This window comes from Embleya sp. NPDC127516 (assembly GCF_044765325.1).
Lineage (GTDB): Bacteria > Actinomycetota > Actinomycetes > Streptomycetales > Streptomycetaceae > Embleya.
Genome location: NZ_JBIWJT010000021.1, coordinates 11,950 through 37,075, shown reverse-complemented (window position 1 = coordinate 37,075; position 25,126 = coordinate 11,950). Strand labels below are relative to the sequence as shown.

General features: G+C 72.8%; 18 protein-coding genes. 9 read left to right on the top strand and 9 right to left on the bottom strand.

The genetic code is table 11. The features are described 5' to 3' along the window. Positions 1 to 106: 106 nt before the first annotated feature. Complete coding sequence (locus tag ACIRL2_RS33870; protein WP_402237282.1) at positions 107 to 1,909, top strand: ABC transporter ATP-binding protein; 1,803 nt, start codon at positions 107 to 109, stop codon at positions 1,907 to 1,909. 10 nt (positions 1,910 to 1,919) lie between these two features. Then, positions 1,920 to 3,845: an FAD/NAD(P)-binding protein gene (locus ACIRL2_RS33865; protein WP_402237279.1), complete on the top strand. Its 1,926-nt coding sequence runs from the start codon at positions 1,920 to 1,922 to the stop codon at positions 3,843 to 3,845. Positions 3,846 to 4,007: 162 nt separating this feature from the next. Here ACIRL2_RS33865 and ACIRL2_RS33860 read toward each other — a convergent pair whose 3' ends face one another. From ACIRL2_RS33860 to ACIRL2_RS33850, 3 genes are all read right to left on the bottom strand, one after another. Beyond that, positions 4,008 to 6,833: a BTAD domain-containing putative transcriptional regulator gene (locus tag ACIRL2_RS33860; protein ID WP_402237276.1), complete on the bottom strand. Its 2,826-nt coding sequence runs from the start codon at positions 6,831 to 6,833 to the stop codon at positions 4,008 to 4,010. A gap of 490 nt (positions 6,834 to 7,323) precedes the next feature. Continuing rightward, on the bottom strand, positions 7,324 to 9,000 hold the full coding sequence (locus ACIRL2_RS33855; protein WP_395870053.1) for an FAD-binding dehydrogenase: 1,677 nt from the start codon (positions 8,998 to 9,000) through the stop codon (positions 7,324 to 7,326). 715 nt (positions 9,001 to 9,715) lie between these two features. After that, positions 9,716 to 10,957, bottom strand: coding sequence for a sensor histidine kinase (locus ACIRL2_RS33850; RefSeq protein WP_402237273.1), 1,242 nt, complete (start codon positions 10,955 to 10,957; stop codon positions 9,716 to 9,718). 503 nt (positions 10,958 to 11,460) lie between these two features. On the opposite strand from ACIRL2_RS33850, the gene ACIRL2_RS33845 reads away from it, so the two are divergent. Both ACIRL2_RS33845 and ACIRL2_RS33840 read left to right on the top strand, forming a co-directional pair. Then, complete coding sequence (locus tag ACIRL2_RS33845) at positions 11,461 to 12,846, top strand: aminotransferase class V-fold PLP-dependent enzyme (RefSeq protein WP_402237271.1); 1,386 nt, start codon at positions 11,461 to 11,463, stop codon at positions 12,844 to 12,846. 266 nt (positions 12,847 to 13,112) lie between these two features. Further along, entirely contained in the window at positions 13,113 to 13,670 is a 558-nt protein-coding gene (locus ACIRL2_RS33840; RefSeq protein ID WP_402237268.1) for a GNAT family N-acetyltransferase, read from the top strand. A 101-nt stretch (positions 13,671 to 13,771) separates the two neighbouring features. Here ACIRL2_RS33840 and ACIRL2_RS33835 read toward each other — a convergent pair whose 3' ends face one another. After that, positions 13,772 to 14,701 (bottom strand): helix-turn-helix domain-containing protein, encoded by a 930-nt coding sequence (locus ACIRL2_RS33835; RefSeq protein ID WP_402237266.1) that lies wholly within the window; start codon positions 14,699 to 14,701, stop codon positions 13,772 to 13,774. A 255-nt stretch (positions 14,702 to 14,956) separates the two neighbouring features. Here ACIRL2_RS33835 and ACIRL2_RS33830 point away from each other — a divergent pair, with 255 nt between their 5' ends. Further along, positions 14,957 to 15,790 carry an aminotransferase class IV family protein gene (locus ACIRL2_RS33830; RefSeq protein WP_402237508.1) on the top strand — a complete coding sequence of 278 codons (834 nt, stop codon included), beginning with the start codon at positions 14,957 to 14,959 and terminating at the stop codon, positions 15,788 to 15,790. Next, positions 15,687 to 16,214 (top strand): hypothetical protein, encoded by a 528-nt coding sequence (locus ACIRL2_RS33825; protein ID WP_402237265.1) that lies wholly within the window; start codon positions 15,687 to 15,689, stop codon positions 16,212 to 16,214. The genes ACIRL2_RS33830 and ACIRL2_RS33825 overlap by 104 nt, the downstream gene beginning before the upstream one ends. A gap of 91 nt (positions 16,215 to 16,305) precedes the next feature. Here the strand turns inward: ACIRL2_RS33825 and ACIRL2_RS33820 are convergent, their stop codons facing one another. Genes ACIRL2_RS33820 through ACIRL2_RS33800 form a run of 5 tightly spaced genes read right to left on the bottom strand, consistent with a single transcriptional unit; the run spans position 16,306 to position 21,021 of the window. Beyond that, entirely contained in the window at positions 16,306 to 17,832 is a 1,527-nt protein-coding gene (locus ACIRL2_RS33820; protein WP_402237263.1) for an NAD(P)/FAD-dependent oxidoreductase, read from the bottom strand. Beyond that, a complete protein-coding gene (locus ACIRL2_RS33815; protein WP_402237260.1) occupies positions 17,832 to 18,350 on the bottom strand; it encodes a (2Fe-2S)-binding protein in 519 nt (172 codons plus the stop codon). Before ACIRL2_RS33815 ends, ACIRL2_RS33820 begins: the two co-directional genes overlap by 1 nt. Then, positions 18,343 to 19,512 carry an NAD(P)/FAD-dependent oxidoreductase gene (locus ACIRL2_RS33810; protein ID WP_402237257.1) on the bottom strand — a complete coding sequence of 390 codons (1,170 nt, stop codon included), beginning with the start codon at positions 19,510 to 19,512 and terminating at the stop codon, positions 18,343 to 18,345. Before ACIRL2_RS33810 ends, ACIRL2_RS33815 begins: the two co-directional genes overlap by 8 nt. Continuing rightward, positions 19,512 to 20,432, bottom strand: a complete 921-nt coding sequence (locus ACIRL2_RS33805; protein WP_395870038.1) for a dihydrodipicolinate synthase family protein — start codon at positions 20,430 to 20,432, stop codon at positions 19,512 to 19,514. Before ACIRL2_RS33805 ends, ACIRL2_RS33810 begins: the two co-directional genes overlap by 1 nt. A 52-nt stretch (positions 20,433 to 20,484) precedes the next feature. Next, entirely contained in the window at positions 20,485 to 21,021 is a 537-nt protein-coding gene (locus ACIRL2_RS33800; protein WP_331770475.1) for an XRE family transcriptional regulator, read from the bottom strand. A gap of 465 nt (positions 21,022 to 21,486) precedes the next feature. Between ACIRL2_RS33800 and ACIRL2_RS33795 the strand changes: the two genes are divergently transcribed. From ACIRL2_RS33795 to ACIRL2_RS33785, 3 genes are read left to right on the top strand one after another with little or no spacing between them, the layout of a single operon-like run. Beyond that, positions 21,487 to 23,109 (top strand): ABC transporter substrate-binding protein, encoded by a 1,623-nt coding sequence (locus tag ACIRL2_RS33795; RefSeq protein WP_395870036.1) that lies wholly within the window; start codon positions 21,487 to 21,489, stop codon positions 23,107 to 23,109. Continuing rightward, positions 23,090 to 24,211 (top strand): ABC transporter permease, encoded by a 1,122-nt coding sequence (locus tag ACIRL2_RS33790; RefSeq protein ID WP_395870035.1) that lies wholly within the window; start codon positions 23,090 to 23,092, stop codon positions 24,209 to 24,211. The genes ACIRL2_RS33795 and ACIRL2_RS33790 overlap by 20 nt, the downstream gene beginning before the upstream one ends. Further along, the gene (locus tag ACIRL2_RS33785; RefSeq protein WP_331770472.1) at positions 24,208 to 25,122 is read left to right on the top strand and encodes an ABC transporter permease; all 915 of its coding nucleotides are present in this window, start codon (positions 24,208 to 24,210) and stop codon (positions 25,120 to 25,122) included. The genes ACIRL2_RS33790 and ACIRL2_RS33785 overlap by 4 nt, the downstream gene beginning before the upstream one ends. The last annotated feature ends 4 nt before the right edge of the window (positions 25,123 to 25,126 follow it).

Genomic DNA, 25,126 nt, shown 5'->3' with positions numbered 1-25,126 from the left:
GCGGGATCCAGCGATCACGCACCCCGGCCGGTGACGCAACGGACGAATGCTCCCTGGGGACGAAAGCGGGTGGATCGACCATGCCAATCCTCGCGGTGGGCCCGCGATGAGCCGGACCCCTCGGGTCGGGCCCCGGGAACTGCTTCGGTACCTGCGCGGTCACGTGGGCGTGATGGCTGTGGCCGGCCTCCTGTCCCTGATCGCCGCGGCCGGGACCCTGCTGCAACCCCTGCTGATCCGATCGGTGATCGCCGCGATCGAGGAATCCCGCTCGACGGTAGCCCCGGCGCTGGTGCTGGGCGCGCTGCTCTTGGGAGCCGCACTGGTCAACGGAATTCGGGAATACCTGCTGGTGCGCACCGCCGAGCGGCTGGTGTTGTCGGTACGCGAACGGCTGACCGCGCACGTGCTGCGGTTGCCGGTGGCGGACTACGACCGGCTCCGCACCGGTGACCTGCTGTCTCGGATCGGTGCGGACAGCGCGCTGCTGCGACTCGTGGTCACCGCGGGCCTGTTCGAACTGGCCACCGGCGGGCTGATGATCCTGGGCGCGGCCACCGCGGCACTGTTGGTGGACCCCGTGCTGTTCGCGGTCACCTGCGGTGGACTGGCGGCGGCTCTGCTGGGTGCGATGCTGATCAGCGGCCGAACCCGCCCGGTGTCCGAGCAGGCCCAGGCCCGCCTCGGCGAGATGGCCTCCGGCCTGGAGCGGGCCATCGGCGCGGTCCGCACCATTCGTGCCGCCCGCGCCGAGCAGCGCGAGACCGAGGCGATAAACCGCAGCGCCCGGCTGGCCTACGCCTCGGGGCTGCGGCTGGCCCGGCTCCAGGCGCTGGTCGCGCCGATCGCGCACATCGCGACGCACGGCGTGTTCCTGCTGGTGCTGGGCGTGGGCGGGACCCGGGTCGCCGACGGCACGCTGTCCGTGGGCGATCTGGTGGCGTTCGTGCTGTTCCTGTTCTTTCTGGTCGTCCCGCTGGGCCAGGTGATCACCGCGTACACCCAGCTCCAGACCGGCTTGGGCGCGATCCAACGGGTCGAGGAGGTGTTGCGCCTGCCCACCGAAACGGCCGGCGACACACACGTCACCATCCCGTCCGCACAGGTGCCCACCGGGCCGGTCGTGGCACGTGCCCACACGATCGAACACCCGGGTGCCCCGCTGCCGGCCGCGGGCACGTCGGTGATCACCTTCGAGGACGTCACGTTCGGCTATCGCGCCGCCGAACCGGTGCTGCGCGACGTCTCCTTCGACATCGCGCCGGGCACCCGGACCGCGCTGGTCGGACCGTCGGGCGCGGGCAAGTCCACCGTGCTGGCGCTGGTGGAGCGCTTCTACGACGTGGACGCCGGTGCGATCCGCCTCGACGGGGTCGACATCCGTGAGCTGCCGCGCGACCTGCTGCGCGCGCGACTGGGCTATGTGGAGCAGGAGGCGCCGGTCCTGGCCGGCACGATCCGCGACAACCTGCTGCTCACCGCGCCCGAGGCGGACGACGCGCGACTGCTCACGATCCTCGACGCGGTCAACCTCGCCGGCATCGTCGAACGTTCGCCGCTGGGCCTGGACGCCGAGGTCGGCGAGAGTGGTGTGCTGCTGTCCGGCGGCGAACGTCAGCGGTTGGCGATCGCCCGCACGCTGCTGACCGCCCCGCCGATCCTGCTCCTCGACGAGCCCACCAGCAATCTCGACGCGCGCAACGAGTTCGCCTTCCGCGAGGCGATCCGGGCCGTATCCGCCGAGCACACGATGCTGATCGTCGCGCACCGGCTCGCCACCGTGGTCGACGCCGACCGGATCGTGGTGCTGGACCGGGGGAGGGTCGCGGCGGTCGGTCGGCACCACGAACTGGTCGACACCAGCCCGCTGTACCGCGACCTGGCCGCCCGCCAACTGCTCATCGCCTGAAGGAGCCGCCATGACAGACGCGCCGGACCGCGCGCACGTGCCGAGTATCGCGATCATCGGCGCAGGACCGCGCGGGACATCGGTCCTGGAGCGGATCGTCGCGAACGCTGCGCGGTGCGTGCCGGGCCTGCGCCCGGACATCCACGTGATCGACCCGTACCCGCCCGGCGGCGGGCGGGTATGGCGCCGTCGCCAGTCCGCGCTGCTGTGGTCGAACACCAGAGCCGACGAATGCACGCTGTTCACCGACGCGAGCGTCACGTGCCGGGGCCCGATCGTGCCGGGCCCGACCCTGGCACGGTGGGCCCGCGACCTGGCCCGGGGCGAGGAGCCGCATCCGCGCGGATTTCGGCCCGGCCCGAACACGCCCGCGGAGGCGGCCCGCGTGCACGACGGCTGGTTCGCCACCCGCGCGCTGGTCGGCGACTACCTGGCCTGGGTCTTTCGCCGCACCGTGGCCGCCGCCGCGCCCGACGTGCGCGTACATGTGCACGCGGCGGCCGCGCTCGACGTCCGCGACCTGCCCACCGGGCGGCAGCGGATCTCGCTGGAGGGGCGCGACCCGCTGGAGGTGGACGTGGTCGTGCACGCGCAGGGCAACTTCCGGGTGGGCCCGTATCCGCAGGAGCACGCGTTGGCCGAACAGGCCGTGCGGCACCGGCTCACCTATCTGCCGACCACCTTCGACCCGGAAAGCGCGGCGTCCCGGATCGACCCCGGAGAACCCGTGCTGGTCCGCGGCCTCGGTCTGGCGTTCATCGACACGATGGTGCTGCTGACCGAGGGGAGAGGCGGGCGCTTCAGGCGCGACGTCTCGGGCGAACTGCGCTACGAGCCGTCCGGACGCGAACCCGTGATCCACGCCGGGTCCCGCCGGGGCGTGCCCTACCGGTCGAAGTTCGGCTACACCCTGCGCGGCCCGCTGCCGGGGGTCGGGCGCTGTCCGGTGCCCGAGGTATCGGGCGGGCGCGTACCGGACTTCGTCACCGACCTGTGGCCGTCGATCGCCCGTGAACTGGCGTGGGCAGGCTACCGCGAACTGGCGTGCTCGCATCCCGGGCGGCTGGCCACCGACCCCGGCGCCTTCCTCGCCGCGCTGGAGGGGGTCGCCTGGAACACCCCCGAGTACCGGGAACTCGTCGAAGCGGCCGTGCCCGACGAGCGGGACCGGATCGACCTCGAAGGCCTCGATCGGCCGCTCACCGGCCGCCGTTTCGCCGACACCGGCGCTCTGCGGCGGTGGATGATCGACTATCTCGCCGCCGATGTGGAACGCGGGCGCGATTCTCGGCACAGCGCGCATCTGGCCGTCTATCACGCGCTCTCGGGGATCGCCGAGGCACTGTGGCCGATGGTGCGCGACGGCAAACTCTCGCCGCGTTCGGCCACCCACGGACTGCCCGAGTTCTTCGACTTCTGCCGCTCCCGCACCAGCGGCCCGCCCGGGCCGCGCCTGGAACAACTCCTGGCCCTGACCCGGGCCGGCATCGTGCACCCCATCGGCGCCGGGCTCGAGGTCACGGTCCGCGACGGAGTGTTCCAGGCCCGCTCCACCAGCGTGGACACGGTGTTGCGCACCCGGGCGCTGATCGAGGCCCGACTGCCGGGGCGGGACCTGGGCCGAGTGCACGACTCGCTGCTCGTGCGGCTGATCGAACGCGGTGAACTGCGCGAGCAGACGCGCGTCGACCCGGTACGAGGCACGCGGCATCCCAACGGCATGGTGGACACGATCGAGAACCGGGTCAAACGTCGCGACGGCAGCGTGCACCCCGCCCGCTTCTTCCTCGATCCTGGCGACTTTCCCCGTCCCGGGAGTGACGCGGGCTTCCTGCGCCACAGCGACGCGGTGGCCCGGCAGGCGCTGCACGAGCTGGGACGGCGGGCGGACACCGCGCGGGCATCCGCCGCGGCCGGCGTTTCGACGGTCGGGTGAGTCGGTGATTCGAGTCCGGACGCCGGGTAGTGCGACGCGAACGCCGGGACGAGTCGCGCGGGTTCGGAACACCGGACCCGGGAGTCGCCGCGGCACGCGGGTCCTCCCGGGCCTCACGCGCGGCGTACGCGGCGAGTCGGCCGCGATCGTGCCCCGGGTCGGTCAGGCGGTGTCGGTCAGGCGATGTCGGAGGCGGTCGGCGCTTTCGTTGCGCCGTTGGGTCCGGTACAGGCCCAACGCCTGCCGCCACGCGTCGTGGGCCTGGGGGATCCGGCCGAGGGCAAGGTGTACCTCGCCGAGCCGAGCCAGCGTGTCGGCCTCGCGGAAGGCGTCCAGGAGTCGCCGGCGCAGCGCCAGTGCCCGACTGTAGTGCTCCAGCGCGAGCGCGTACTCCCCGTCGTGTTCGGCGAGCCCGCCCAGACTCTCCCGGGCGTCCGCCTCGCCGTCGGGAAAGTTGTGCAGCCGGCAACGAGTCAGGGCCCGCTCGCAGTAGGCCCGGGCGAACCGGGTGTGTCCCAACCGGGCGTGGCACCGGCCGACCGCGCCCAGCGCCGCCGCCTCCCCGCGCGGATCCGCGGGCCGGCCCCGGGTACGCAGACACGCCTGGGCGTGCGCCCGGTGGATCCGCAGGCCCTGCTCCGCGTGTATCAGCGCCTGCCGGTGGTCGCCCTGCCGCTCCCACGCCCCGGCCAACAGGAGATGGGCGTTCGCCCGCCCGGCCTCGTCGCCGATCGTCACCGACAGCGCGAGTGCCTCCCGCAGCCGGCGCAGCGCCTCGGTGTGCTCGCCCGCCGGAACGTGCGCGCGGCCCGACAGTCGATGCGCGTGTGCGCGAGCGGCGAGGTCGTCCGGGACACCGGCGGCAAGCGTGGCCCGCAACATCTCGCGTCGCTCGGCCAGATGGCCCAGGCGCCAGTGAAACGTGTCCAGGAACAGCGCCAGTTCCCAGGCCCGATGCGGCAACTCGCGCTCGATCGCCAAGGTGTGCGCTTCCCGCAGGCACGCGTGTTCGGTGTCGAACCAGCAGATCGCGGCGGCAGCGTTCCGGAAGACGACCGGCTCGGCCGCCTCGGGGCGGCCCGCCGAGCGTGCGGGCCGCGACGCGGACAGCCGCCGATCGGCCGCGCGTGCGGTGTCGACGTAGAAGTCCACCAGTCGGTGCAGCGCCGGCTCGCACCGCTGCCCGGTCGAGCCGTGCCGACCCCGCTCGATGGCGTACAGCCGGATCAGGCCGTGCAGGCGGTGTCGTCCCGCGACGTGTTCGCGGACCAGGTGCGCCGCCTCCAGCGTGCGCAGGTGTGTCCGGGCACGGGCCATGGTGAGCCCGGTGAGCGCGGCGGCCGCCGGTACGCCGATGTCCGGCCCGGGCGCGTGTGCCAGCAACTCGAACACGCGCGCCGTTGCGGGAGCCAGCGCGTGATACGAGGAGGAGAACACCGCGCGCACGTCCGCGGTGGGGTCGTCCACGTCCAGAGCGTCCAACCGGCCGGAGCGATCCCGCAGTTCGGCCGCCGCCTCGGCCAGGGGGCGACCCGGACGGGCGGCGGCGCGGGCGGCGACGATGCCGAGCGCCAGCGGCAGGCCGGCGCAGTGCTCGACGAGCGCGGCGACAGCGTCCGGCTCGGCGTCCGGTGCCGAGCCGAGCTGCCGGCGCAGCAACTCCCGTGCCTCGGTCGGGTCCAGCTCTTCCAGCGAGAGCGGCCGGCCACCGTGTGCGGTGAGCAGACCGGTGAGCCGGCGCCGACTGGTGACCAACACCGCGCAGGACGGCCCACCCGGGAGCAGCGGTCGGACCTGCGCGCTGTCGCGGGCATTGTCCAACACGATCAGCATGCGCTTGTCGGCGATCAGGCTGCGGTAGAGCGCGGCGCGGCCCGCCTCGTCCGGTGGGATCGCCGCGGAGTCGACGCCGAGGGCCTCCAGGAAGCCGCCCACCGCGACGCCGGCCGACACGGGTTGGCCTCTGGGTACGAAGCCACGCAGATCGACGTACAACTGTCCGTCGGGAAAGGCGTCGGCATGATGGTGTGCCCAGTGCAGCGCCAGCCAGGTCTTGCCGATGCCGCCGGAGCCGCCGATCACCGCGATCGCGACGGCATCGCCGGGTCGACGCGGCTCGCCGAGCGCCCGGTCCAGGTCGGCCAGGGCACGGGCTCGCCCGATGAATACCGCCGGGGCAGGGGGAAGTTGCCGGGGAATCGGGGTCCGGGTCGTGGGTAGGGGTGCCTCGGCGTCGGCGGGCGCCGGTACGGCGAGGACGGGCGACGCAGTGAGGATCCCCTGGTGCAGCCGCCGCAGGTCCCGGCCGGGGTCGGTGCCCAACTCGTGCGCCAACCGCCGGCGCAGGCGCTGGTAGTGCGCCAGGGCGTCGGCGGGACGGCCGTTGCGGTACTGGGCGAGCATGAGTTGCCCGGCCAAGCGCTCGTCCAGCGGATCCGTCCGTGCCCGGGTGGCCAGCCGAGGCAACATCGCGGCGTGATCGCCCAGTCGCAGGCGGAGGTCGTCGAGGTCCAACTCGGCCTGATACCGCTCGCGATGCAGGGCCTCGCGGAGCGCGCTGAACCAGGGCGTGTCGACGGTGGTGAAGGCGTCCCCGCGCCACAGGTCCAACGCCTGTGCCCAGGCCGAGGCGGCGCGGCCGTCGTCGTCCGTGCGCCGGGCCAGGGCGACCAGGTCGCGGAAGCGGTGCAGGTCGACGGCGGACGTGTCGGCCTCCAGCAGATAGCCGCCGGGACGGCGGGCGATGTGTACCTCCGCGACGGCCAGTCGTCGGCGCAGCCGGGACAGGTAGCTGTAGAGCGTCTCGCGGGCCCGGTGCGGCGGGCTGTGGCCCCAGACCCGCTCGACGATGCGCTCGATCGGTACGAGGCGGTTGGCCTCGACCAACAACACGGCCAGCACGCAGCGTTGACGCACGTGGCCCACATCGACCGGCGTTCCGTCGACCCGCACCTCGATGCCGCCGAGGAGCCCGAATTCCGGGGTCATCCGCGCCTCCCGGGTAACCCCCGGCCGACGACGCCCGCGATGCCGCGGACGCCGCCGGTACATGTACGAGGGGTCGGACGGGTTCTGGTGGGCGGACACCCGCGGTGGGGTGGACGCGCGTCGTCGGGGGCGGACGGGTCGGGTGGGTGGGAGGCGCCGTGCGGGGTGCGCGCCATCGATGCGAGGTCTCGGGTCTTCGAGGTCATGGGGTTCTCCGGATCGGTGAACGAGTCGGTCGTGCGTTGCCGATCCTGGGAGTGAACCCTGCGTCCGAGGAAGGCCGGAGCCCCGTCCCGAACATGTCCCGGACAGCCCGGGACGGCCGTGCGTCGGTGCACGGCCGGGATCCCGGCGGTCGCGAAGGACACCCGGCCGACCCGGCCGGGACACGGTCGCGCGCCCGATGCCGCGCCCCGGCCTCGGGTATCGACGTCGAGCAGCTGCCGAGCATCCGGTGTCGCGAGCGGGAACGGCGGGCGCGGCCGCGGTGCTACGTGGCGGTGGCGCGGGCCGCGGCGCGGCCCGCGTGGCGGCCGCTGAACAGGCAGCCGCCCAGGAACGTGCCCTCCAGGGCGTTGTAGCCGTGCACGCCACCGCCGCCGAAGCCGGCGACCTCGCCGGCCGCGTACAGGCCATCGACGGGCCGGCCGTCCGGGCCCAGGGCCCGCGATTCGAGGTCGGTCTGGATGCCGCCGAGGGTCTTGCGGGTGAGGATGTGCAGCTTGACGCCGATCAGCGGGCCGGCCGCGGGGTCGAGGACGCGGTGCGGCGCGGCGGCCCGGCCCAGCCGATCCCCGAGGTAGCGGCGGGCGTTGTGGATGCCCTGGACCTGCGAGTCCTTGCCGTACGGGTTGGCGATCTGGAGGTCGCGGGCCTCGATCTGGCGGCGCAGCAGCGCCGGGTCCAGCAGCGGTTCGGGGGTCGTGCGGTTCATCCCGGCGACGAGCTCCTCCAGTGTGTCGGCGACGACGAAGTCCTCGCCGTGCCGCTTGAACGCCTCCACCGGGGCGGGCGCGCCCTTGCCGAGCAGGCGGGTGCGCAGGAAGCCGACCCGGTCCTTGCCGGTGATGTCGGGATTTTGTTCGGACCCGGAGAGTGCGAACTCCTTCTCGATGATCTTCTGGGTGAGCACGAACCACGAGTGGTCGTGGCCCGCGAGGTCCTCGGTGGTGCGCAGGTGCCGGAGCGTGGCCAGGGTGTCGTAGCCGGGCAGGCAGGGGTCGGGCAACCGCCGTCCGAGTGCGTCGAACCACAGGGAGGAGGGGCCGGGCAGGATCCGGATGCCGTGGCCGGGCCAGATCGGGTCCCAGTTGCGCAGGCCCTCGGTGTAGTGCCACATGCGGTCGCGGTTGACCACCCGCAGGCCGCCGGCGGCGGCGATGTCGAGCATTCGTCCGTCCACGTACGCGGGCACGCCGGTGACCATGCTCGCGGGCGCGGTGCCCAGCCGTGCGGGCCAGTGGCGGCGGATCAGGTCGTGGTCGGCGCCGATCCCGCCGGTGGTCAGGACGACCGCTTGGGCGGTGAGTTCGAAGTCCTCGATCTCGTCCCGGTTGGTCGGCATGCCCCGGCGTGCGCGGTCCGGGGCGAGCACGCAACCGCGCACGCCTCGGGCGCCGCCGCCGTCGATGATCAACTCGTCCACCCGGTGCCGGTGGTGGAAGGTGAGCAGTCCGTCGGCGGCGGCCTGCCGGGCGAACCGGACGAAGGGTTCCAACACCCCGGGGCCGGTGCCCCACGCGACATGGAAACGGGGTACGGAATTGCCGTGCCCGTCGGCGCGCAGGCTGCCGCGCTCGGCCCAGCCGACCGTGGGCAGGAACGAGATGCCGAGCCCGGCCAGCCACGAGCGCTTCTCGCCGGCCGCGAACTCGACGTAGGCGCGGGCCCAGCGCACCGCCCAGGCGTCCTCGTCGTCGAGCCGGTCGAACCCGGCGCTGCCGCGCCAGTCGTTCCAGGCCAGTTCGAAGGAGTCCCGCACGCCCAGGCGCCGTTGCTCGGGCGAGTCGACCAGGAAGAGCCCGCCGAAGGACCAGAATGCCTGCCCACCCAGGTTGGCCGGACTCTCCTGGTCGACCAGCGCGACCCGCCTTCCCCGCGCGGTGAGTTCGTGCGCGGCCACCAGACCGGCGAGCCCGGCCCCCACGACGATGACGTCAGCGTCCACTGTGCGATCTCCTTGGGTCGGTGCCGCCGAACCGGCGACCCGGACGGGGTGTTCGGCGGTGCCCCGCTCCATCCGCCGAAGTTCCCAGGAGGGTACCCGCGCCGCGGCCTCGCATGGCGGTGCCGAGTACACCGGGCCGGTCCGGGCACCCGGCGTCGCCGCTCGTGCCGCGCCGGTGGGTCCCCATGGGATGCGGCCCGTATCCCGTATCCCGCTGGGCGGATCGGGGAGCGGACGGGGGAAACCAGGCGGATGACGGCTCGGGACCTGGCGCAACGGTACGAACTGACGACCCTGCTCGGTACAAAGCCGTTCGGCACCGGTGAGCCGATGGCACCGATGTACGCCCACCTGCGGACGGCGCCCGAGCCACCGAGCCGGGTCCGCCCGAAGGTGCCCGTCGCGCTGGACGCGCTCGTATTGCGGATGTTGGCCAAGAAACCCGCCGACCGCCCGCGCGACGCCGCCGAAGTGGCGCGCCTCCTCCAGCCGTTCGCCGACGGTACGGACGCCCTCGCATCGACCGTCGTGCTGCGGCCGCGGCTGCTTTCACGGCGCGGGGCGCTCCTGTCCGGACTCGGCGTCGCGGGCGCCGCCGTGGGGCTGGGCATCTACAACCATGACACCGACCGGACGGCAGCGGCCCGGCTCGGGTCGTCTCCGGCGGGTGGGCCCGGATGGACGGAGTCCCGTCCGGGGCGCGCGCCGTCCGGCCTCAGCCGACCCACTCGCGCTCGTTCCCGGGCACCGGCACGTCGGCGACGACCCGGAACCCGCCCTCCGGGCGGCGTCCGGCCTCCAGGGTGCCGCCGTGCAGGGTCACCCGCTCGCGCATGCCCATCAGCCCGTATCCGCTGCCGGTGATGCCGGCCGAGGACGACCGACCGCCCGCGCCGTCGTCGACCACCTCGACCACGACCCGATCGGGCAGATGCCGCACCCGCACACACGCCCGCGCGTCGCCCGAGTGCTTGCGCGTGTTGGTCAGCGCCTCCTGGATCACCCGGTACAACGTCAGACCGGTCGCGGGCGACAACGGCCGCCGCTCGCCGATCTCTTCGTAGTCGATCGGCAGGCCCGCCGCGCGCGACTCGACGATCAGCCGATCGATCTCCCGCATGCCGGGCTGGGGTTCGGAGGGCGCCTCCTCGGGAGCGTCGGTGCTGCGCAGTACACCGAGCAACTGGCGCATCTCGCCCAGCGCGGTGCGGCCGGACTGCTCCAGCGTGAACAGCGCCCCCTTGGCCGTCTCGGGGTCGCGGTCCAAGGTCGCGCGAGCGCCACCCGACATCAGATACATCGTGGTGATGTGGTGCGCCACGATGTCGTGCAACTCGCGGGCGATCCGCCGCCGTTCCTCGGTCACCGCCCGATCCGCGAGCAACTTCCGGTTGATGGCCAGCTGTTGCTGCCACGCGGCGGTGCCGACGCCCACCGCGATCACCAGACAGGTCGCCCCCAGGGTCCCGGCGACGGTCGCCGCGAAGGCTTCCGTGCCGCGCGCCGCCCGCACCACCTGGACCGTCATCGCCGCGGCCGCGGCGAGCCCGATGTCGAGGGGGCGGCGATACCGGGCCACCGTGTACACCGCGATCATCAGCGCGCAGCCGTAGCTGTGCGCGGACGCGTCGGTGAACAACGTGAAGAGCAGTTGCACCACCGTCACGGCGGCGAGCACGGCCGGCGGGTGCCGGCGGCGAAACGGCAGGAACGCGGAACCCAGGATCGCCAGCGCGATCCCGGGGCCCAGCGAGGCCGGGGCGGGGTCGAACTCCTCGGCCGTGACGTACGCGAGTACATCCAGCGCGGCGGAGGCAATCGCGAGCAACAGCTCGTTGCGGTGCGCGGACAAGGCCGTGACCTCGCGCCGGATTCGCGCGTACCGCCCGGCGCGTCGGCGCGCGGTGGTGCCGTCGCCGGCCGCTGCCGGGAGCGCCGGCGGGTGATCGGACCCCATCCTCGGGCCTCCTTGGCTGGTTGTCGGTGGTCGACGGACAGGAGAGCCGTTCGGCCGGTCGGCCGCGTGTCGACGAGGAGCGGTCGTCGTGAGAACGCAGTCGTCTTCCATTCCACCGCCTTCGGCGGCCCGTGCGGACCGCCGCATTGACGATCTCGACCCCGGACCCGAGTCCTGCCCCACCGACCGGCCCGGACCGAGGTCCCGGGTTCCGGTACTTCCCGCTCGCGACGCCGTGGGCGGGGCCGGCGACCCGCGCGCCCGGGAGGGGATGGGCCGCCGGCCGGCCGGGTGCGCGTCGGCGGCCATCCGGGTGCGAGGCGTGTGCATGATCGCCCGGCGGGTCGGGAACTCTCGCTGTCCGGTTTGCGCCGGTAGTGCGGCATTCTGCGTTCCGCTCGACCCGATCCTCGCGCGGTTGTCCCGACGCGTGGACGACGGGCGCGTGGCGCGGCGGCCGAACCGCCGGGCGCCCCGTCAACCGCTGCATCCGGAGGGACATCATGGATACCCGTGGCCGGCTGACCGAGGCATTCGACACGTGGTCCGCGTGGGCCGACGCGCAGGCCGGCGACGACTCGCGGCACGCGGTGCTGGCGGAGCACCTGCGGGCGGGCCGGCCGTTCTCGCATCCGGCCTACGCCGGGCACCTGGTCCGGCCGCCGCTTCGGGCCGCGCTCCTCGGTCTGCTGGCCGCCACGCTGGTCGATCCGGAGGATCGGGCGTGCGACGACGAGTCGACCACCGCCGCGCTGGAGGACGAGGTCGTCGCCGGCCTGGCCGCGATGTTCGGCCCTGCCACGTGGCACGGGCAGCTCACCTCGGGCGGCGACATCGCCGCCCTGGAGGCCCTGCGGGCGGCCCGCGAGGCCCACCCCGAGGTCGGCATCGCGCACAGTGCCGACGGATACGGTGCCCACGAACGTATGTGCGAGCTGCTGCGTGTTCCGGCGTACTCCGTCTCCGTCGACACCGCCGGCCGAATGGACCCGGACGCGCTGGTGACGGTGCTGCGCAGGGAACGCGTCGGCACGGTCGTGGTCACCGCCGGCACCACCACGCTCGGGGCGGTCGACCCGATCGCCGACATCCTGCCGCTGTGCCACGAGCACGGCGTGCGCGTGCACGTGGACGCCGGCTACGGCGGGTTCTTCACCCTGCTGGCCGACGCGGAGGAACTTCGCGGCACGCCCGCCGCCCGGCACCTGCGCGCCATCGCCGACTGCGACTCGGTGCTCGTGGACCCGCACCGACAGGGCCTGCACCCGAACCCGTGCGGCGTACTGCTGGTGCGTGCCGGCGACGGCGACGAGGACGGTGAGGAGCAGCCCGGGTCCGTTGCGCGGCGACTCCCCGGCGTGTTCGACCCGGATCGTGCCCGGTCCGGCAGCCCGGCCGCCGCGCTGTGGCTGACCCTGCGCGCGCTGCCGCCGACGACGGACGGCTTGGGCGAGGTGCTCGTGACCGGCCTGCGCGGCGCCCGCCGTTGGCGCGACCTGATCGACGCCGAGCCGGAGCTGATGCTGTATCAGGAACCCGAACTGGACGTCCTGACCTTCGTACCTCTCACCGGCGAGCCCCACCCGCGGATGTCATCGGTGACGGCGGCCGGCCGGCACATGCTGCGCGCGGACACCGGAGGCGCCCAACACCCGGCCCACCTGAGCACGTCGTCGGTGCGCGTCCTGGACTTCGTCCGCCGACACCCCCGCGCGGTCGCCGATCGCAACGAGGCCCACATCCTGCGCGGTGCCCTGCTGCGCCCGGACGCCGCGGCCCACGTCGAGCGGGTGCACGAGCGGGTCACCGCCCTGGCCGCGGCGGCGCCACGCCGGCCCCGGCCGCCCGGTCCGCCACCGCACTCCCAACCGGTCGAATCGGCCGTCTGAGCTTCGGCGTGCGCCGTAACATCCCGAGGTCAGGATGGGCCCATGACCCTGCGAAGTCCCGTCGTACCGGCCGATCCCGCCTACACCGTTCCGTCCGTGCCCGACGCGCCGCCGGGAGGCGTGGCCCGGCTGCGCGCGTCCGTGGCGCGGTTCGCCTCCGGCGCCGCCTACGAGCGCCGACGTGCCCTGGCTGTCGCCGCGTCGGCCCGCGTCGATCCGCAGCGCTGTCGGAACGCGCGTCGGCGGGCGCTGCGGGCCCGGTCGAGGTGCTCGCCGAGGCGCTCGGCCTGCCCACCGACGTCGCGGACGACGTCGCCGTTGTCGACGCCGACCGGTTGCGGGGGCTTTTGCCCGTTCTCGACCTCTTGGGCCCGGCCTCGCTCCTGTATCTGGACCGCGCGGCTTTCCAGCCCAACGGTGGCGACGCCGAAGTCGAGGAAGTGGCTTGCGACGATGCCGAGATGACCGCACTCCTGGCCCGGGTCGACACGCTGGACGCGGACGAGAGTGGTTTGGCGGACGTCAGATCCCCGGTTTTCGTGGTCCGTGAAGGTGTTGAAGTGGTTGCGGCGGCCGGCTACGAGGTCTGGCCCCGGTCCGTGGCGCAACACGGTGTGTTGGTGGCACCGGGGAGTCGAGGCCGCGGCTTGGCGCGGACGGTCGCATCGGCCGCGGTGCACCATGCCCTGGCCGCCGGCCTGCTTCCGCAATGGCGAGCGCGGCCCGAGCCATCCCAGCGAGTGGCGCTCGCGCTGGGCTTCCGGGATGTGGGCTCCCAGGTGAGCATTCGGCTCGGCACGGCACCGGCGGTCGGACTCCGGTAGTCGGCCTTCGGCGCGGTCCTGGTGGCCGGTTCCCACGGCTCACGGCTCACGGCACACCGCGGCCGGGGCGGTCGGCTCCGGCTCGGGATGTCCGCGGGGAATCAGGAGCGCGGTGCCGGTTCTTCACTGGTCGCCGTGTCCGCGCCCCAACTGGCCAGCAGGCGCAGGTTCTCCGCGGTGGGCGAGGTCGGTCGGGCGTGGTACATCGTCAGCGACTGCTCGGTGTCGTCGGGCAGGCGCAGGGATTCGAAGGACAGGGCCAGGTCGCCGACCAGCGGGTGCCGCAGGTGCATCGCGCCGTGGTGTTTTTCCTTGACCTCGTGCCTGGCCCAGAGGGAGCGGAACTCCTCGCTCTTGACCGAGAGTTCACCCACGAGCGCGGACAGTTGCGGATCGTCCGGGTGGCAGCCGGCGTCCAACCGCAGGGCGCCGACGATATCGGCGGCCTTGGCCTCCCAATCCACGAACAACCCGCGCTGGTCCGGCCGCAGGAACACCAGCCGCGCCCAGTTGCGCTCCCGGGCCGGCAACCGGTCCCAGTCGCCGAACAGGGCCGCCGCCATCGGGTTCCAGGCGAGGATGTCCGTGCGCTGCCCGGTCACGTACGCGGGCACCGTCTCCAGCGAGGCCAGCAGCCCCCGCAGCGCTGGACGCACCTGTTGCCGTTCCGGCGGCGAGGTGCGCTTGCGGCGCTGGCAGTGGACGAGGTGGTTCAGGTGCGCGTGCTCGGCGTCGGTCAGCCGCAGGGCGCGGGCGACCGCGTCCAACACCTCCTCCGACACGTTGTGGCCCTTGCCCTGTTCGAGCCGGGTGAGGTAAGCCACCGATACGCCGGCCAACTGGGCCAGCTCCTCGCGGCGCAGTCCCGGTACGCGCCGGTGCCGCCCGGTCGAGCCGGTCAGGCCGACATCCTCCGGCCGCAGCCGGGAGCGGCGGTTGCGCAGGAATTCGCTGATCTCGGCACGCGGATCGATCGGCTCGCCGCCGAGATCCGCCGCCTCCGCCGCCGTGTTGTCGGGCCGATCGTTCATGCCGCCCATTATCTCCGGTGGTAGGACCACGAGGGTGGGCGAGCCTGACCCTGCCAGTGGTAGGACCACCGGTCGTAAGCCGAACAGGGCTCTGGGTGACCCGGCCGAGGTGCGGCAGGCTCGTGGCCACCCCCTCCGAGCGAGCCGTCGGCGGGGGCGACCGACCACGATGCGGGGAGACTTCAGATGAGCACCGACACCGTCCCGACCGCGCCGTCCGCCACGACGACACCCCAGAACGAGACCCTCCGGCACATGACACCCGGCGGCACGACACCACCGGTGCGTGCGACCCCCGTCGCACACCGCAACGGCCGGCCGGCGACCGCCGAGGAACTCGCGCCGCTGGCCTTCGCCGGCTACGCCCACTTCACCGCCATGCAGGTCCGCGGAAGCCGGATCCGGGGCCTCGACCTGCACCTGAGCCGGCTGCGGAGCGCCTCGGCGAGGCTGTTCGGGCGGGCGCTGTCCGACGATCGGGTACGGTCCCACCTGCGCGCGGCGCTGGCGGCCGGTCCGGCCGACGCCTCGCTGACGGCCACGATGTACTCGCCGGTGGGGGAGTTCACCGCGACCGGGAGCGACGCGGACCCCGAAGTGCTGGTCCGTGTCGACCCGCCCGCGACCGGCCCGACGGGGCCGTTGACGCTGGACGTGGTCGAGTACGAGCGGGTGCTCCCGGAGATCAAGCACGTCGGCGAGGTGGCCAAGACCCACTACCTGCGCCGAGCCGTCACGCGCGGCTTCGACGACGCCGCCTTCGTCGACCGGCGGGGCCGGCTCGGCGAGGCGACGATCTGGAACCTGGCGTTCTGGGATGGTGCCGAGGTGATCTGGCCCGAGGCCGAGGTGCTGGGCGGGACCACGATGGCCATCGTCCGTCGGCAACTGGATCGCCTCGGAGTGCCGCAACGGGTCCGCGAGATCACGCCCGCCGACCTGCCGACACTGACCGCGGCCGTGGTGATGAACTCGTGGACGCCGGGTGTCGAGGTGCTCCGCATCGGCGACGTGTCCCTGCCCGGGTCGCCGGCCTTCATGGATCTGCTGCACCGCGCCTACCGGGCCGAGCCGCTCACCGCGCCGTGAGGAGGACCGTGAAGTCCCCGCTGCCGGCGCTCTGTCGCGGCCCCGCGCTGCGCCTGCCCAGCCGCGCGGCGATGGCGCCGATGATCCCGCGCGGGCCGACGACGACACCGGTGTGCCCACCCCGATCACGACCGAGTACTACACCCGGCGCGCCGGCGCGGGCCTGATCGTCGGCGAGGGAATTCGGCCGCACCGGCCCGGCAAGGGCGGCCCCGGCGTTCCGGGGCTGACCGAGCCGGCGCAGGTCGAGGGGTGGCGCCGGACCACGCGGGCCGTGCATGCCGCCGGAAGCCGGATCTTCGCCCAACTGTGGCACGTGGGCCGGGTCTGTCACCCCGAACCTCCTCGACGGCGAGCAGCCGGTGGTCCCCTTCGCCGTCGCGATCTCGACCGGCCGGCATGCCGGCCTTCGCACGCGGTGTGAAGCCGGGTTCACAGGCGAGTTCGTACCTGGACCGCCTGCACGACAACTGGTCCGACTCCGGCAGAGAGGTCCAGGGCTGACGCCGGGGTGCCTAGGACATGTCGGTGTCGGTGTCGATCGGCGGTGCGGCCGTGCGGGTGGTGGTGGCGTGGGCCTCGGCGAGGGCGGCGAGCGGGAGGGGCTTGATCGGGGGGCGTGCGGTGAAGGGGCCGAGGGTTTCCCGGGGGATGTGGGTTTCCTGGTGCAGGAGTTCGACAAGGGCGGGGCCACACATGCGGCCCTGGCAGGGGCCCATGCCGGCGCGGGTGAGAAGTTTGACCGCGTCGGCGGTGCCCAGGCCGGGGTTGTCCCGCATGGTGCAGCGGATCTGCCCGTAGCTCACCTCCTCGCAGCGGCACAGCGGCGTGTCGTCGTCGGCGAGTGCGTTCAGCGCGGCGCGGTCGGGGGCGCAGGTGGATTCCAGCAGCTTGGCCATTCGCATGGTCGTGGCCAATTCACGGTCCACGGCGCTGAGTTCCCGATCGTGGTCGGCATTGGTGAGGATGCCGAGGCTGAGGCAGATGTCCAGCGCGGCGCGTTTGCCGGTGGCGACCGCGTGTTCGGCGCCGGCGACGCCGGTGAGTTCGCCGGCGGCCCAGATGTGCGGGAGCGTGGTGCGCATGGCGTGGTCGTGGACCAGGACCCAGCCGCCGGCCGGGCCGTTCCAGGTCGCGGCACACCCGGCCTGGCGGGCCAGCTCGGTGGAGGGGACGAAGCCGTAGCCGGTGCCGACCGTGTCGCAGGCGACGGTGCGTTCCGTGCCGGGTATGGGCCGCCAGTTCCGGTCGACCCGGGCCAATACGGCGCCGGTGACGTGGTCCGCGCCCTCGGCGCGCAGGATCAGGGTGTGGGTGCGGATCGGTACGCCGGCCTGCCGCAGGGTGCGCACGGCGGTCGTACCTTCGGTGACCCTGGCCCGGTTGCCGGGCAGTGCGGCGAGTGCGCGGGTCAGCTCGGCGGGGCCGGGCAGACCCTGAGCGAAGGCGACTTCGGCGACGTCGGCGCCGGCCCGGACCAATTGCGCGCCGGCGATCAGCAGCAGCGGGTGCGCGCCGGCCAGCACGATGCGGCGCCCGGCGAGCGTGCGGTGGCCCTTGAGCAGGGCCTGGATGCCGCCGACGGTGAAGAAGCCGGGGAGGGTCCAGCCGGGCATGGGCACGGGCAGGTCGTAGGCGCCGGCGGTGAGCAACAGCGCCCGGGGGAGCAGGATTTCCACTCCGGCGGGGCCGTGCACGGCGACCCGGGGACCCTCGGGCACGGGCGTACCGGGGGGCGCGGCGAAGCCGTCGGGCGTGGTGCGCGTGCCGAAGACGCCCCACGCGGTGGTGTCGTGCGCGAAGGTGATCCGCGGATGGGCGGCGGCCCGGGCGAGCAGCGTGCGGCCGGCGGTGTAGGCGGGACCGGCGAGCGGGTCGGGGCCGCCCGCTCCGGGGTCGGGTCGGCGCCAGATCTGCCCGCCGGGGCGGGCCTGTTCGTCGACGACCAGCACCTGTGCGCCATGGTGGGCGGCGGTGACCGCGGCGGCGAGCCCGGCGGGACCGGCACCGACGATCAACACCTGCGGTTCGACGGTGCTCATCACACGTCCTCGGGGCGGGCGTCGCCACGCGTGTCCGCGCGGGCGTCGCGGCCGGTTTCGTCCCGCGTCTTCGTGTCGCCGTCGTCCCGCGCACCCATGACGGCTGCATGGCCGCTTTCGTCGCGCGTGTCCGTGTCGCTCTCGTCCGGCGTGCCGGTGCTGCTTTCGTCGCGCGTGTCCGTGTCGCTCTCGTCCGGCGTGCCGGTGCTGTTTTCGTTCCGCGTGTCCGTGTCGCTCTCGTCCGGCGTGCCCGCGCGCACCCCGCGGCCGGTGTCCACGCGCATGCCCGAACGGACGGGTTCCTGGCAGGCCCGGACCAGCGGGGTGCCGTCGACGGTGACGGCGCAGTCGAAGCACACGCCCATCCCGCAGTAGGGGGCGCGGGGGCGGCCGGCCCGGTCGTAGCGGGTGACGGGTCGGTCGGTGGCGATCAGGGCGGCGGCCAGCGAGCGGCCGGACGGCACGGTGTGCGGCCGGCCGTCGAGCGTGATGGACACCTGCGCCGGGTGGTCAGACAAAGTTCAGTGCTCCGAACCGTGCGGGGGAGTAGTCGTCGAGGGGCAGACCGGTGCTGCCGGTGAGCACCTGCTCGGCGAGCAGTCGGCTGTAGGTGGGGCCGAGGGTGAATCCGGATCCGCCGGTGGCGACGTAGAAGTCGGGACGACGGGGGACGGGGCCGAGCAGCGGGAGCTGGTCGGGGGCCAGCGAGGTGGCGCCCGACCACACGCGCAGCACCGGCAGGCGCTGTACGGCCGGCACCACCCGGGCGGCGTCGGCGCCGGCGAACACCGAGTCCAGGCGCAGTTCCGGGCGTGCGTCGAGGTCGAGGGCACCGGCGTGCTGGACGAACTTGGCGGCCCGGCCGCCGCCGATGAGTATGTTGCCCTCGCGGGTCTGCTTGAGCGAGAGTCGGCGGCCGGCGTGCTGGACCAGGTGCGGGATCAGCGGCGGCGCGGCGGCGGTGACCGTCATGGTGAGCGCGACGGGTACCACGGGCAGGCGGATGTCGGCCATCGCGGCGACCTCGCCGGTCCACACGCCGGCCGCGACCACGACCGCGTTCGCGGCCAGTCGGCGACCGCCGGTGCTCTCGGCGAGCCACCGCCGCCCGTCGTGGCGCAGAGCGGTCAGCCGTACGCCGGTGTCGATCCGGGCGCCGTGCCGGCGGGCGGCGCGGGCATAGGCGTGGGTGACCAGGCGTGGGTCGGCCTTGCCCTCGCCGGGGCACCAGGCGGCGCCGATCACCCGGTCGGAGAGGTAGGGGGCACGTTCGTGGGTGGCGCGCGCGTCGAGCAGTTCGACGTCGAGTCCGTGGGCGTGCTCCAGGTGGGCCTTGTGCGCGAGCAGGGCCATGTCCTCGGGGGATTCGGCGAGCATCAGGCCGCCGCCGCGGCGCACGCCGCACGGTTCGCCGAGTTCGTCCTCCAGAGCGGCCCACGAGCGCATGGCGTCCAGATGCAGCGGCAGGGCCTCGGCGGCGCGCGCGGCGACCGCGGGGCCGTGTTGGATCATCCGGTACTCGAGTTGGAAGTGCAGGCTGCCCGCGTTCTGGCCGGAGGCGTGCCGGTTGAGCTGATCCTTCTCGATCACCCGCACGTCGGCACCCGCGCGGGCGAGGTGGTAGGCCAGCGCGCAGCCGAGCAACCCGCCGCCGACGACCAGGACTTCGGTGCGGTCCATCAGGCCAGGAGTCCGAGTTCGGCGACGGTGGTCCGTACCTGTTCGGCCTCGGCGACGCTCAGCGGCAGCAGCGGGCGGCGGGGGTGACCGGCGGGCACCCCGCGCAGGGTCAGCGCGTGCTTGAGGATGGCGGGCGCGCTGCCGAAGCGGGGTCCGTAGTCGGCGGTGAACCAGGCTCGCATCAGCACCCGGTCGCGGGCGCCGACGGCCAGCGCGGCGGCCTCGTCGCCGGCCGCGAGGTGGGTGAAGAAGGCCGCGTGGTCGCGGCCGAGTACGGCGCCGGCGCCCATCAGGCCGTCGCCGCCGATGCCGCGCATCAGGGCCAGCCCGACCTGGTCGGTGGTGATGCCGAAGTAGCGCACCCGGTCGTGCAGCGCGATCAGGCCCTTGACGAAGGCGCCGAAGTCGCCCGTGGAGTTCTTGATCGCGACCACGTTGGGCACCTCGGCCAGCGCGCACAGGGTGTCGGTGTCCAGGTCCAGGCCGGTGCCGCGGGGCCAGTTGTACACGCAGATCGGGATGTCGACGGCGGCGGAGACGTCCTGGTAGAAGGCCGCGGTCTCGCGCGGGTTGGGCACCACGTACGGCGGCGGGGTGAGCAGGATGCCGTCGAGGCCGGCCGCCCGCGCGGCGCGGGCGTGGCCGATCGCGGCGGACGCGGTGTAGGCGTTGCAACCGCCGAGCAGCGTGTAGCGGCCGCGTACCCGGCGGGCCGCGCGGGTGAACAGGGCGGCGCGTTCGGTCGCGGTGAGGGTGTACCACTCGCCGGTGGTGCCGGCGATGATCACGCCGTCGACGCTTTCGGCGGCGAACCACTCCAACTGCTCGTCCCAGGCCGCGAGATCGAGGTCGCCCTGGGAGGTGAAGGGGGTTGTCACGGCCGGTATGTAGCCGTGCCAGTCGACGGTGGTGCGATCCATGCCCTGGGTCCTTTCGGGGCACAAACGCGGGATCCGGGCGACGCGGTGCCGGTTACGGCATCGGCGGCGTCACCGCGACGAGCAGCCGCGCGGGTGCGTCGGAGGAGTTGACGAACCGGTGCGGCAGACGCGAGTCGAAGGTGATCGCGTCACCCTCCTCGAGGTGGTGGACGCGGCCGTCCACCTCGACGTCGAGCCGTCCGGCGAGCACGGTGGCGCATTCCGTGGAGGGATGGCTGTACGGCTCGTCGGAGGATGCCTGGCCTGGCTCGATGTCGGCCTCCAGCACTTCGAGATCGCCCGATCCGGGGGTGAGCCTGGAATAGGTGATGTGCTGGCGGGCCGCGCCGAGCCGCATACGTTGCTCGCGCGTGGTCACGGCCACGCGCGGTACGTCCGGATCGTCGAACAGGGTCGCGATGGAGGTGTCGAAGACGCGGGCGAGCTTGCGCAGGGTGCTCAGGCTCGGTTCCGCGGCGCCGTTCTCCAGTTGACTGAGCATGCCCGCCGAGATACCGGCTTGGACGGCCAACTGACGCAAGGTCAGGTCGTGCGCCTGGCGCAGCTCGCGCAGTCGGTCACCCAGCATGGTCCGATCCCCGTTCGCTCCGGTGCCGAGCACCCTCGACTCGCGGATCCTGGCTTGTGCTTCATGACGTGTTCAATGTGGTTGAACGCTTCGGGGCGAACATAGGCACGAAGCTGACTCCCCGTCAAGATCACGGTGTCGTCCAGGTGATGGCCACCGGGGTGGGACCGGGTGGATCCCGCCGGCCGGGCACTGCGGTGAACGCCGCCGACGGGTGCGCCGGATGACGCCCGCGAGGTCCCGAGAGGGCTCTGAGCAGTCATCAAACCGTTATCAAGGCGAAAAATCGTCGCTCCACGTGGACGTGCGATCACGTTGAATGGATCTTTGGTCCCAAATTTCGAGACGGCCGAGAAAGTCATTGACCATCACGCTCGGCCACGCCTACTTTCGAGCCCACCGTTCAGCCAGATCAAACACTCGGTTCCGTCATCGGCCGATCGGGTGGCTCGAGGAAGGTGCGCCATGCAGGGCAATCACCCCATCGGGGACAGTCGCCGGGCCAAGGCCGTACGCCGGGCCGCCGCCCCACTGGCGGTCACCGTCGCCGCCGCTTTGATGCTCGCCGCGTGCGGCGGAGCCAAGAAGCAGTCCGGCGACGCGGAGGGCGGCGGCACGCTCGTCGTCGACACCTCGTTCAGTCTCAAGACCGCCGACCCCGGCCGCACGTTCGAGCCCACCGGGATCCTGGTCACCCGTCCCGTGTACGACACGCTGCTGACCTTCGCGGGCGGCGACGTGACCAAGCCGGTGCCGCTGCTCGCCGCGTCCTACGAGGTCGCCCCGGACGCCAAGACGTTCACCTTCCCGCTGCGCCCGGAGGCCAAGTTCTCCGACGGCTCGCCGGTGACCGCCAAGGACGTGGTGTTCTCGTTCAACCGGGTCAAGAACCTCAAGGGCAACCCGGCCTTCCTGCTCGACGGCGTCACCGCGACCGCCAAGGACGAGCACACGGTGGTGCTGACCACCGAGGCCGCCGACCCCGCGCTGCCGTTCCGCATCGCCACCCCCGCGCTCGGCGTGGTCAACTCCACGACCGTCGCCGCGCACGGCGGCACCGACGCGGCCGGCGCCGACCAGGGCGACAAGGCCGAGCAGTTCCTCAACACCGACTCGCAGGGCAGCGGTCCGTACAAGATCACCAAGTACGACGTGAGCAGTGAGGTCATCCTCACCCGCAACGACAAGTACTGGGGCGCCAAGCCCAAGTACGCCAAGGTCGTGGTGCGCAACGTGCCCGCGAACACCCAGCAGTTGAACGTGCTCAGCGGTGAGAGCCAGGTCTCCCTGGACATGTCGCCGGACCAGGCGGTCAAGGTCAAGGGCCAGGCGCAGGTGCTGCAACAGCCCACGCCCACCACCGCGTTCCTGTTCACCAACGACAACCCGGCCATCTCGCCGACCACCTCCAACAAGGACTTCCAGGAGGCGGTGCGCTACGGCGTGGACTACAAGAGCCTGCTGGACGTGGCCGGCGCCGGTTCCGCGCAGGCCGCCGGGATCGTGCCCGGCTTCTTCACCGGCGCGCTCGACCCGGCCAAGGCGATCGTGCGCGATGTCCCGCGCGCCAAGGCCGCGTTGGCCCGGGCCGGCCTGAACAACCCCAGCGTCGACCTGTACTACGCCTCCGACGTGACCATCAACGGGATAAACTTCGGCGACCTCGGCGCGCGGGTCCAGGCCAACCTCAAGGAGGTCGGCATCACCGTCAACCTCAAGCCGGCCCCCACCCAGACCGCACTGGACTCCTACCGCAACGGCACCGAGGCGATGGGCCTTTGGTGGTGGCAGGCCGACTACCCGGACGCCAGCGACTACCTCGCCTTCACCCCGGGTGAACTGGTCGCCAAGCGCGCCGGTTGGAAGGCGGACGGCAACGCCGAGGTAAGTGCCCTCGCCCAGCGGGCCAAGGTCGCCACCTCCGACGCCGAACGCGTCCAGCTCTACAAGCAGCTCCAGGAAGCGATGAACAAGACCGGCCCGTTCATCCCGCTCCTCCAGCCCGCACAGGTGATCGCCGCGAACAACTCGGTGAAGAACCTGCACTACAACCCGATCTGGTACATCGATGTCGACAAGCTCGGCTGACCCCACGGTCGAGCGCGGCACCCCCCGGACGGCCGCACCCCGCAAGGGTGCGGCCGCCGGCCCCCGGGCCGCGCGCGGCTCCCATCCCTTCGCCCGCTTCGTGCTGGTGCGGCTGTCCGTCGGTCTGCTGCTGTGCGTGGGCATCACGATCCTGGCCTTCGTGCTCACCCACTCCGTGCCCGGTGACCCGGTCGCCGCCAACCTCGGCGACCGCGCCCAGAACGACCCGGCCGCGGTCGCCGCGTTCAAGGCGAAGAACGGGCTCGACGAGTCCCTGCCCTCCCAGTACGGCACCTACCTGAACAACCTGCTGCACGGCGACATGGGCACCTCCCAGCAGACCCACCGACCGGTCTGGGACGACCTGGCCGACCGGGTCCCCGCCAGCCTCGAACTCGCCCTGGTGGCCATCGTGTTGGCGCTGGTGATCGGCGTCGGACTGGGCATCGTCGCGGCGGTCACCCGCAACCGCTGGCCGGACCGGATCATCCGCGTCGTCAGCCTCGCGGGTGTGTCCATGCCGGTGTTCTGGCTCGCCCAGGTCGCGTTCTACCTGTTCTCCTTCAAACTCGGCTGGATCCAGGCCGGCGGGCGACTGTCCCCCGGCGCCATCCCACCCCAGGACATCACCGGCCTGTACACGCTCGACTCGCTGCTCACCGGCGACACGGGCACCTTCGGCGAGGCCTTCTCCCGGCTGATCCTGCCCGCGTGCGTGCTGGCCGCGTTCAACATCGGCGTGCTCACCCGCTTCACCCGCGCCGCGGTCCTGGAAGCCCTCGGCAACGACTACGTCCGCGCCGCCCGGGCCAAGGGCCTGCCCGAGTCCACCGTGATCCGCCGGCACGTGCTGCGACCCGCACTCACCTCGATCCTGACCGTTGCCGGGCTCACCTTCGGTGGCATGCTCGCCGGCACCGTCCTGGTCGAGAACGTGCTGTCCTGGCCGGGCCTGGGCCAGTACGCGTACAAGAGCGCGCTCAACCTGGACCTGCCGTCCATCATGGGCGTCTGCCTGTTCGTCGCGGTCGTGTACGTCGTGATCAACCTCCTCGTGGACCTGCTCTACGGGGTCATCGACCCGAGGATTCGCCTCTCGTGAACGCCACGCGCCTCTTCCTCGGCGATCGGCTCGGAGCCGACCGCACCGGCACGGACGACCCCGCCCCGCGACGCAAGCGCCGCCCCGGCAAGTCGCCGTGGCGCAGCCCGTTGGCCATCACCGGCCTGGTCATCATCGGCGTCTTCCTGATCGCGGCGATCTTCGCGTCGGTGATCTCGCCCGAGGACCCGCTCGCCCAGAAATGGCCCAAGTACCAGTCGCCGTCCGGTGAACACTGGTTCGGCACCGACCAACTCGGCCGCGACATCCTCTCCCGGGTCATCCACGGCACCCGCATCTCGCTCCCGCTGGCACTGCTGCTGGTCGTGCTCGCGATGGTCATCGGCACCGTGCTCGGCGCGGTCGCCGGCTACTTCGGCGGCTGGATCGACATGGTCGTGATGCGCTGCGCCGACCTGGTGCTCGCCTTCCCGGCGATCATCCTGGCCATGGCCGTGGTCGCGGCCTTGGGCCCCAACCTCACCAACGCCGTGCTCGCGGTGGTGATCGTGAGCTGGCCCACCTACGCCCGCGTGGTCCGCGGACTCGTGCTGACCCTGCGCCAATCCGATTTCGTCCAGGCGGACCGACTCCTGGGCGCCTCCGGGTGGCGGGTGCTGGCCGTGGACCTGCGCCCCAACCTGGCCGGCCCGGTCGCCGTGCTCGCCGCGCTCGACCTGGGCAACGCCGTACTGCTGCTGTCCGGACTGTCCTTCCTGGGCCTGGGCGCACAACCGCCCGCCGCCGAGTGGGGCGCGATGGTCAACGCCGGCTCGGCGAACTTCGACGCGTGGTGGGTCGCGGTCTTCCCCGGCGCGGCCATCCTGCTCTCGGTGCTCGCCTTCAACTTCCTGGGCGACACCCTGCGGGACGCGCTGGACCCGCGTACGGCACGGGCGATCCGAAAGTGACGGA

Coding starts and splice junctions, on each gene's coding strand:
- ACIRL2_RS33870 (WP_402237282.1), top strand. CDS start 107: ATGAGCCGGACCCCTCGGGTCGGGCCCCGGGAACTGCTTCGGTACCTG.
- ACIRL2_RS33865 (WP_402237279.1), top strand. CDS start 1,920: ATGACAGACGCGCCGGACCGCGCGCACGTGCCGAGTATCGCGATCATC.
- ACIRL2_RS33860 (WP_402237276.1), bottom strand. CDS start 6,833: ATGACCCCGGAATTCGGGCTCCTCGGCGGCATCGAGGTGCGGGTCGAC.
- ACIRL2_RS33850 (WP_402237273.1), bottom strand. CDS start 10,957: ATGGGGTCCGATCACCCGCCGGCGCTCCCGGCAGCGGCCGGCGACGGC.
- ACIRL2_RS33845 (WP_402237271.1), top strand. CDS start 11,461: ATGGATACCCGTGGCCGGCTGACCGAGGCATTCGACACGTGGTCCGCG.
- ACIRL2_RS33835 (WP_402237266.1), bottom strand. CDS start 14,701: ATGAACGATCGGCCCGACAACACGGCGGCGGAGGCGGCGGATCTCGGC.
- ACIRL2_RS33830 (WP_402237508.1), top strand. CDS start 14,957: ATGACACCCGGCGGCACGACACCACCGGTGCGTGCGACCCCCGTCGCA.
- ACIRL2_RS33820 (WP_402237263.1), bottom strand. CDS start 17,832: ATGAGCACCGTCGAACCGCAGGTGTTGATCGTCGGTGCCGGTCCCGCC.
- ACIRL2_RS33810 (WP_402237257.1), bottom strand. CDS start 19,512: ATGGACCGCACCGAAGTCCTGGTCGTCGGCGGCGGGTTGCTCGGCTGC.
- ACIRL2_RS33805 (WP_395870038.1), bottom strand. CDS start 20,432: ATGGATCGCACCACCGTCGACTGGCACGGCTACATACCGGCCGTGACA.
- ACIRL2_RS33800 (WP_331770475.1), bottom strand. CDS start 21,021: ATGCTGGGTGACCGACTGCGCGAGCTGCGCCAGGCGCACGACCTGACC.
- ACIRL2_RS33795 (WP_395870036.1), top strand. CDS start 21,487: ATGCAGGGCAATCACCCCATCGGGGACAGTCGCCGGGCCAAGGCCGTA.
- ACIRL2_RS33790 (WP_395870035.1), top strand. CDS start 23,090: ATGTCGACAAGCTCGGCTGACCCCACGGTCGAGCGCGGCACCCCCCGG.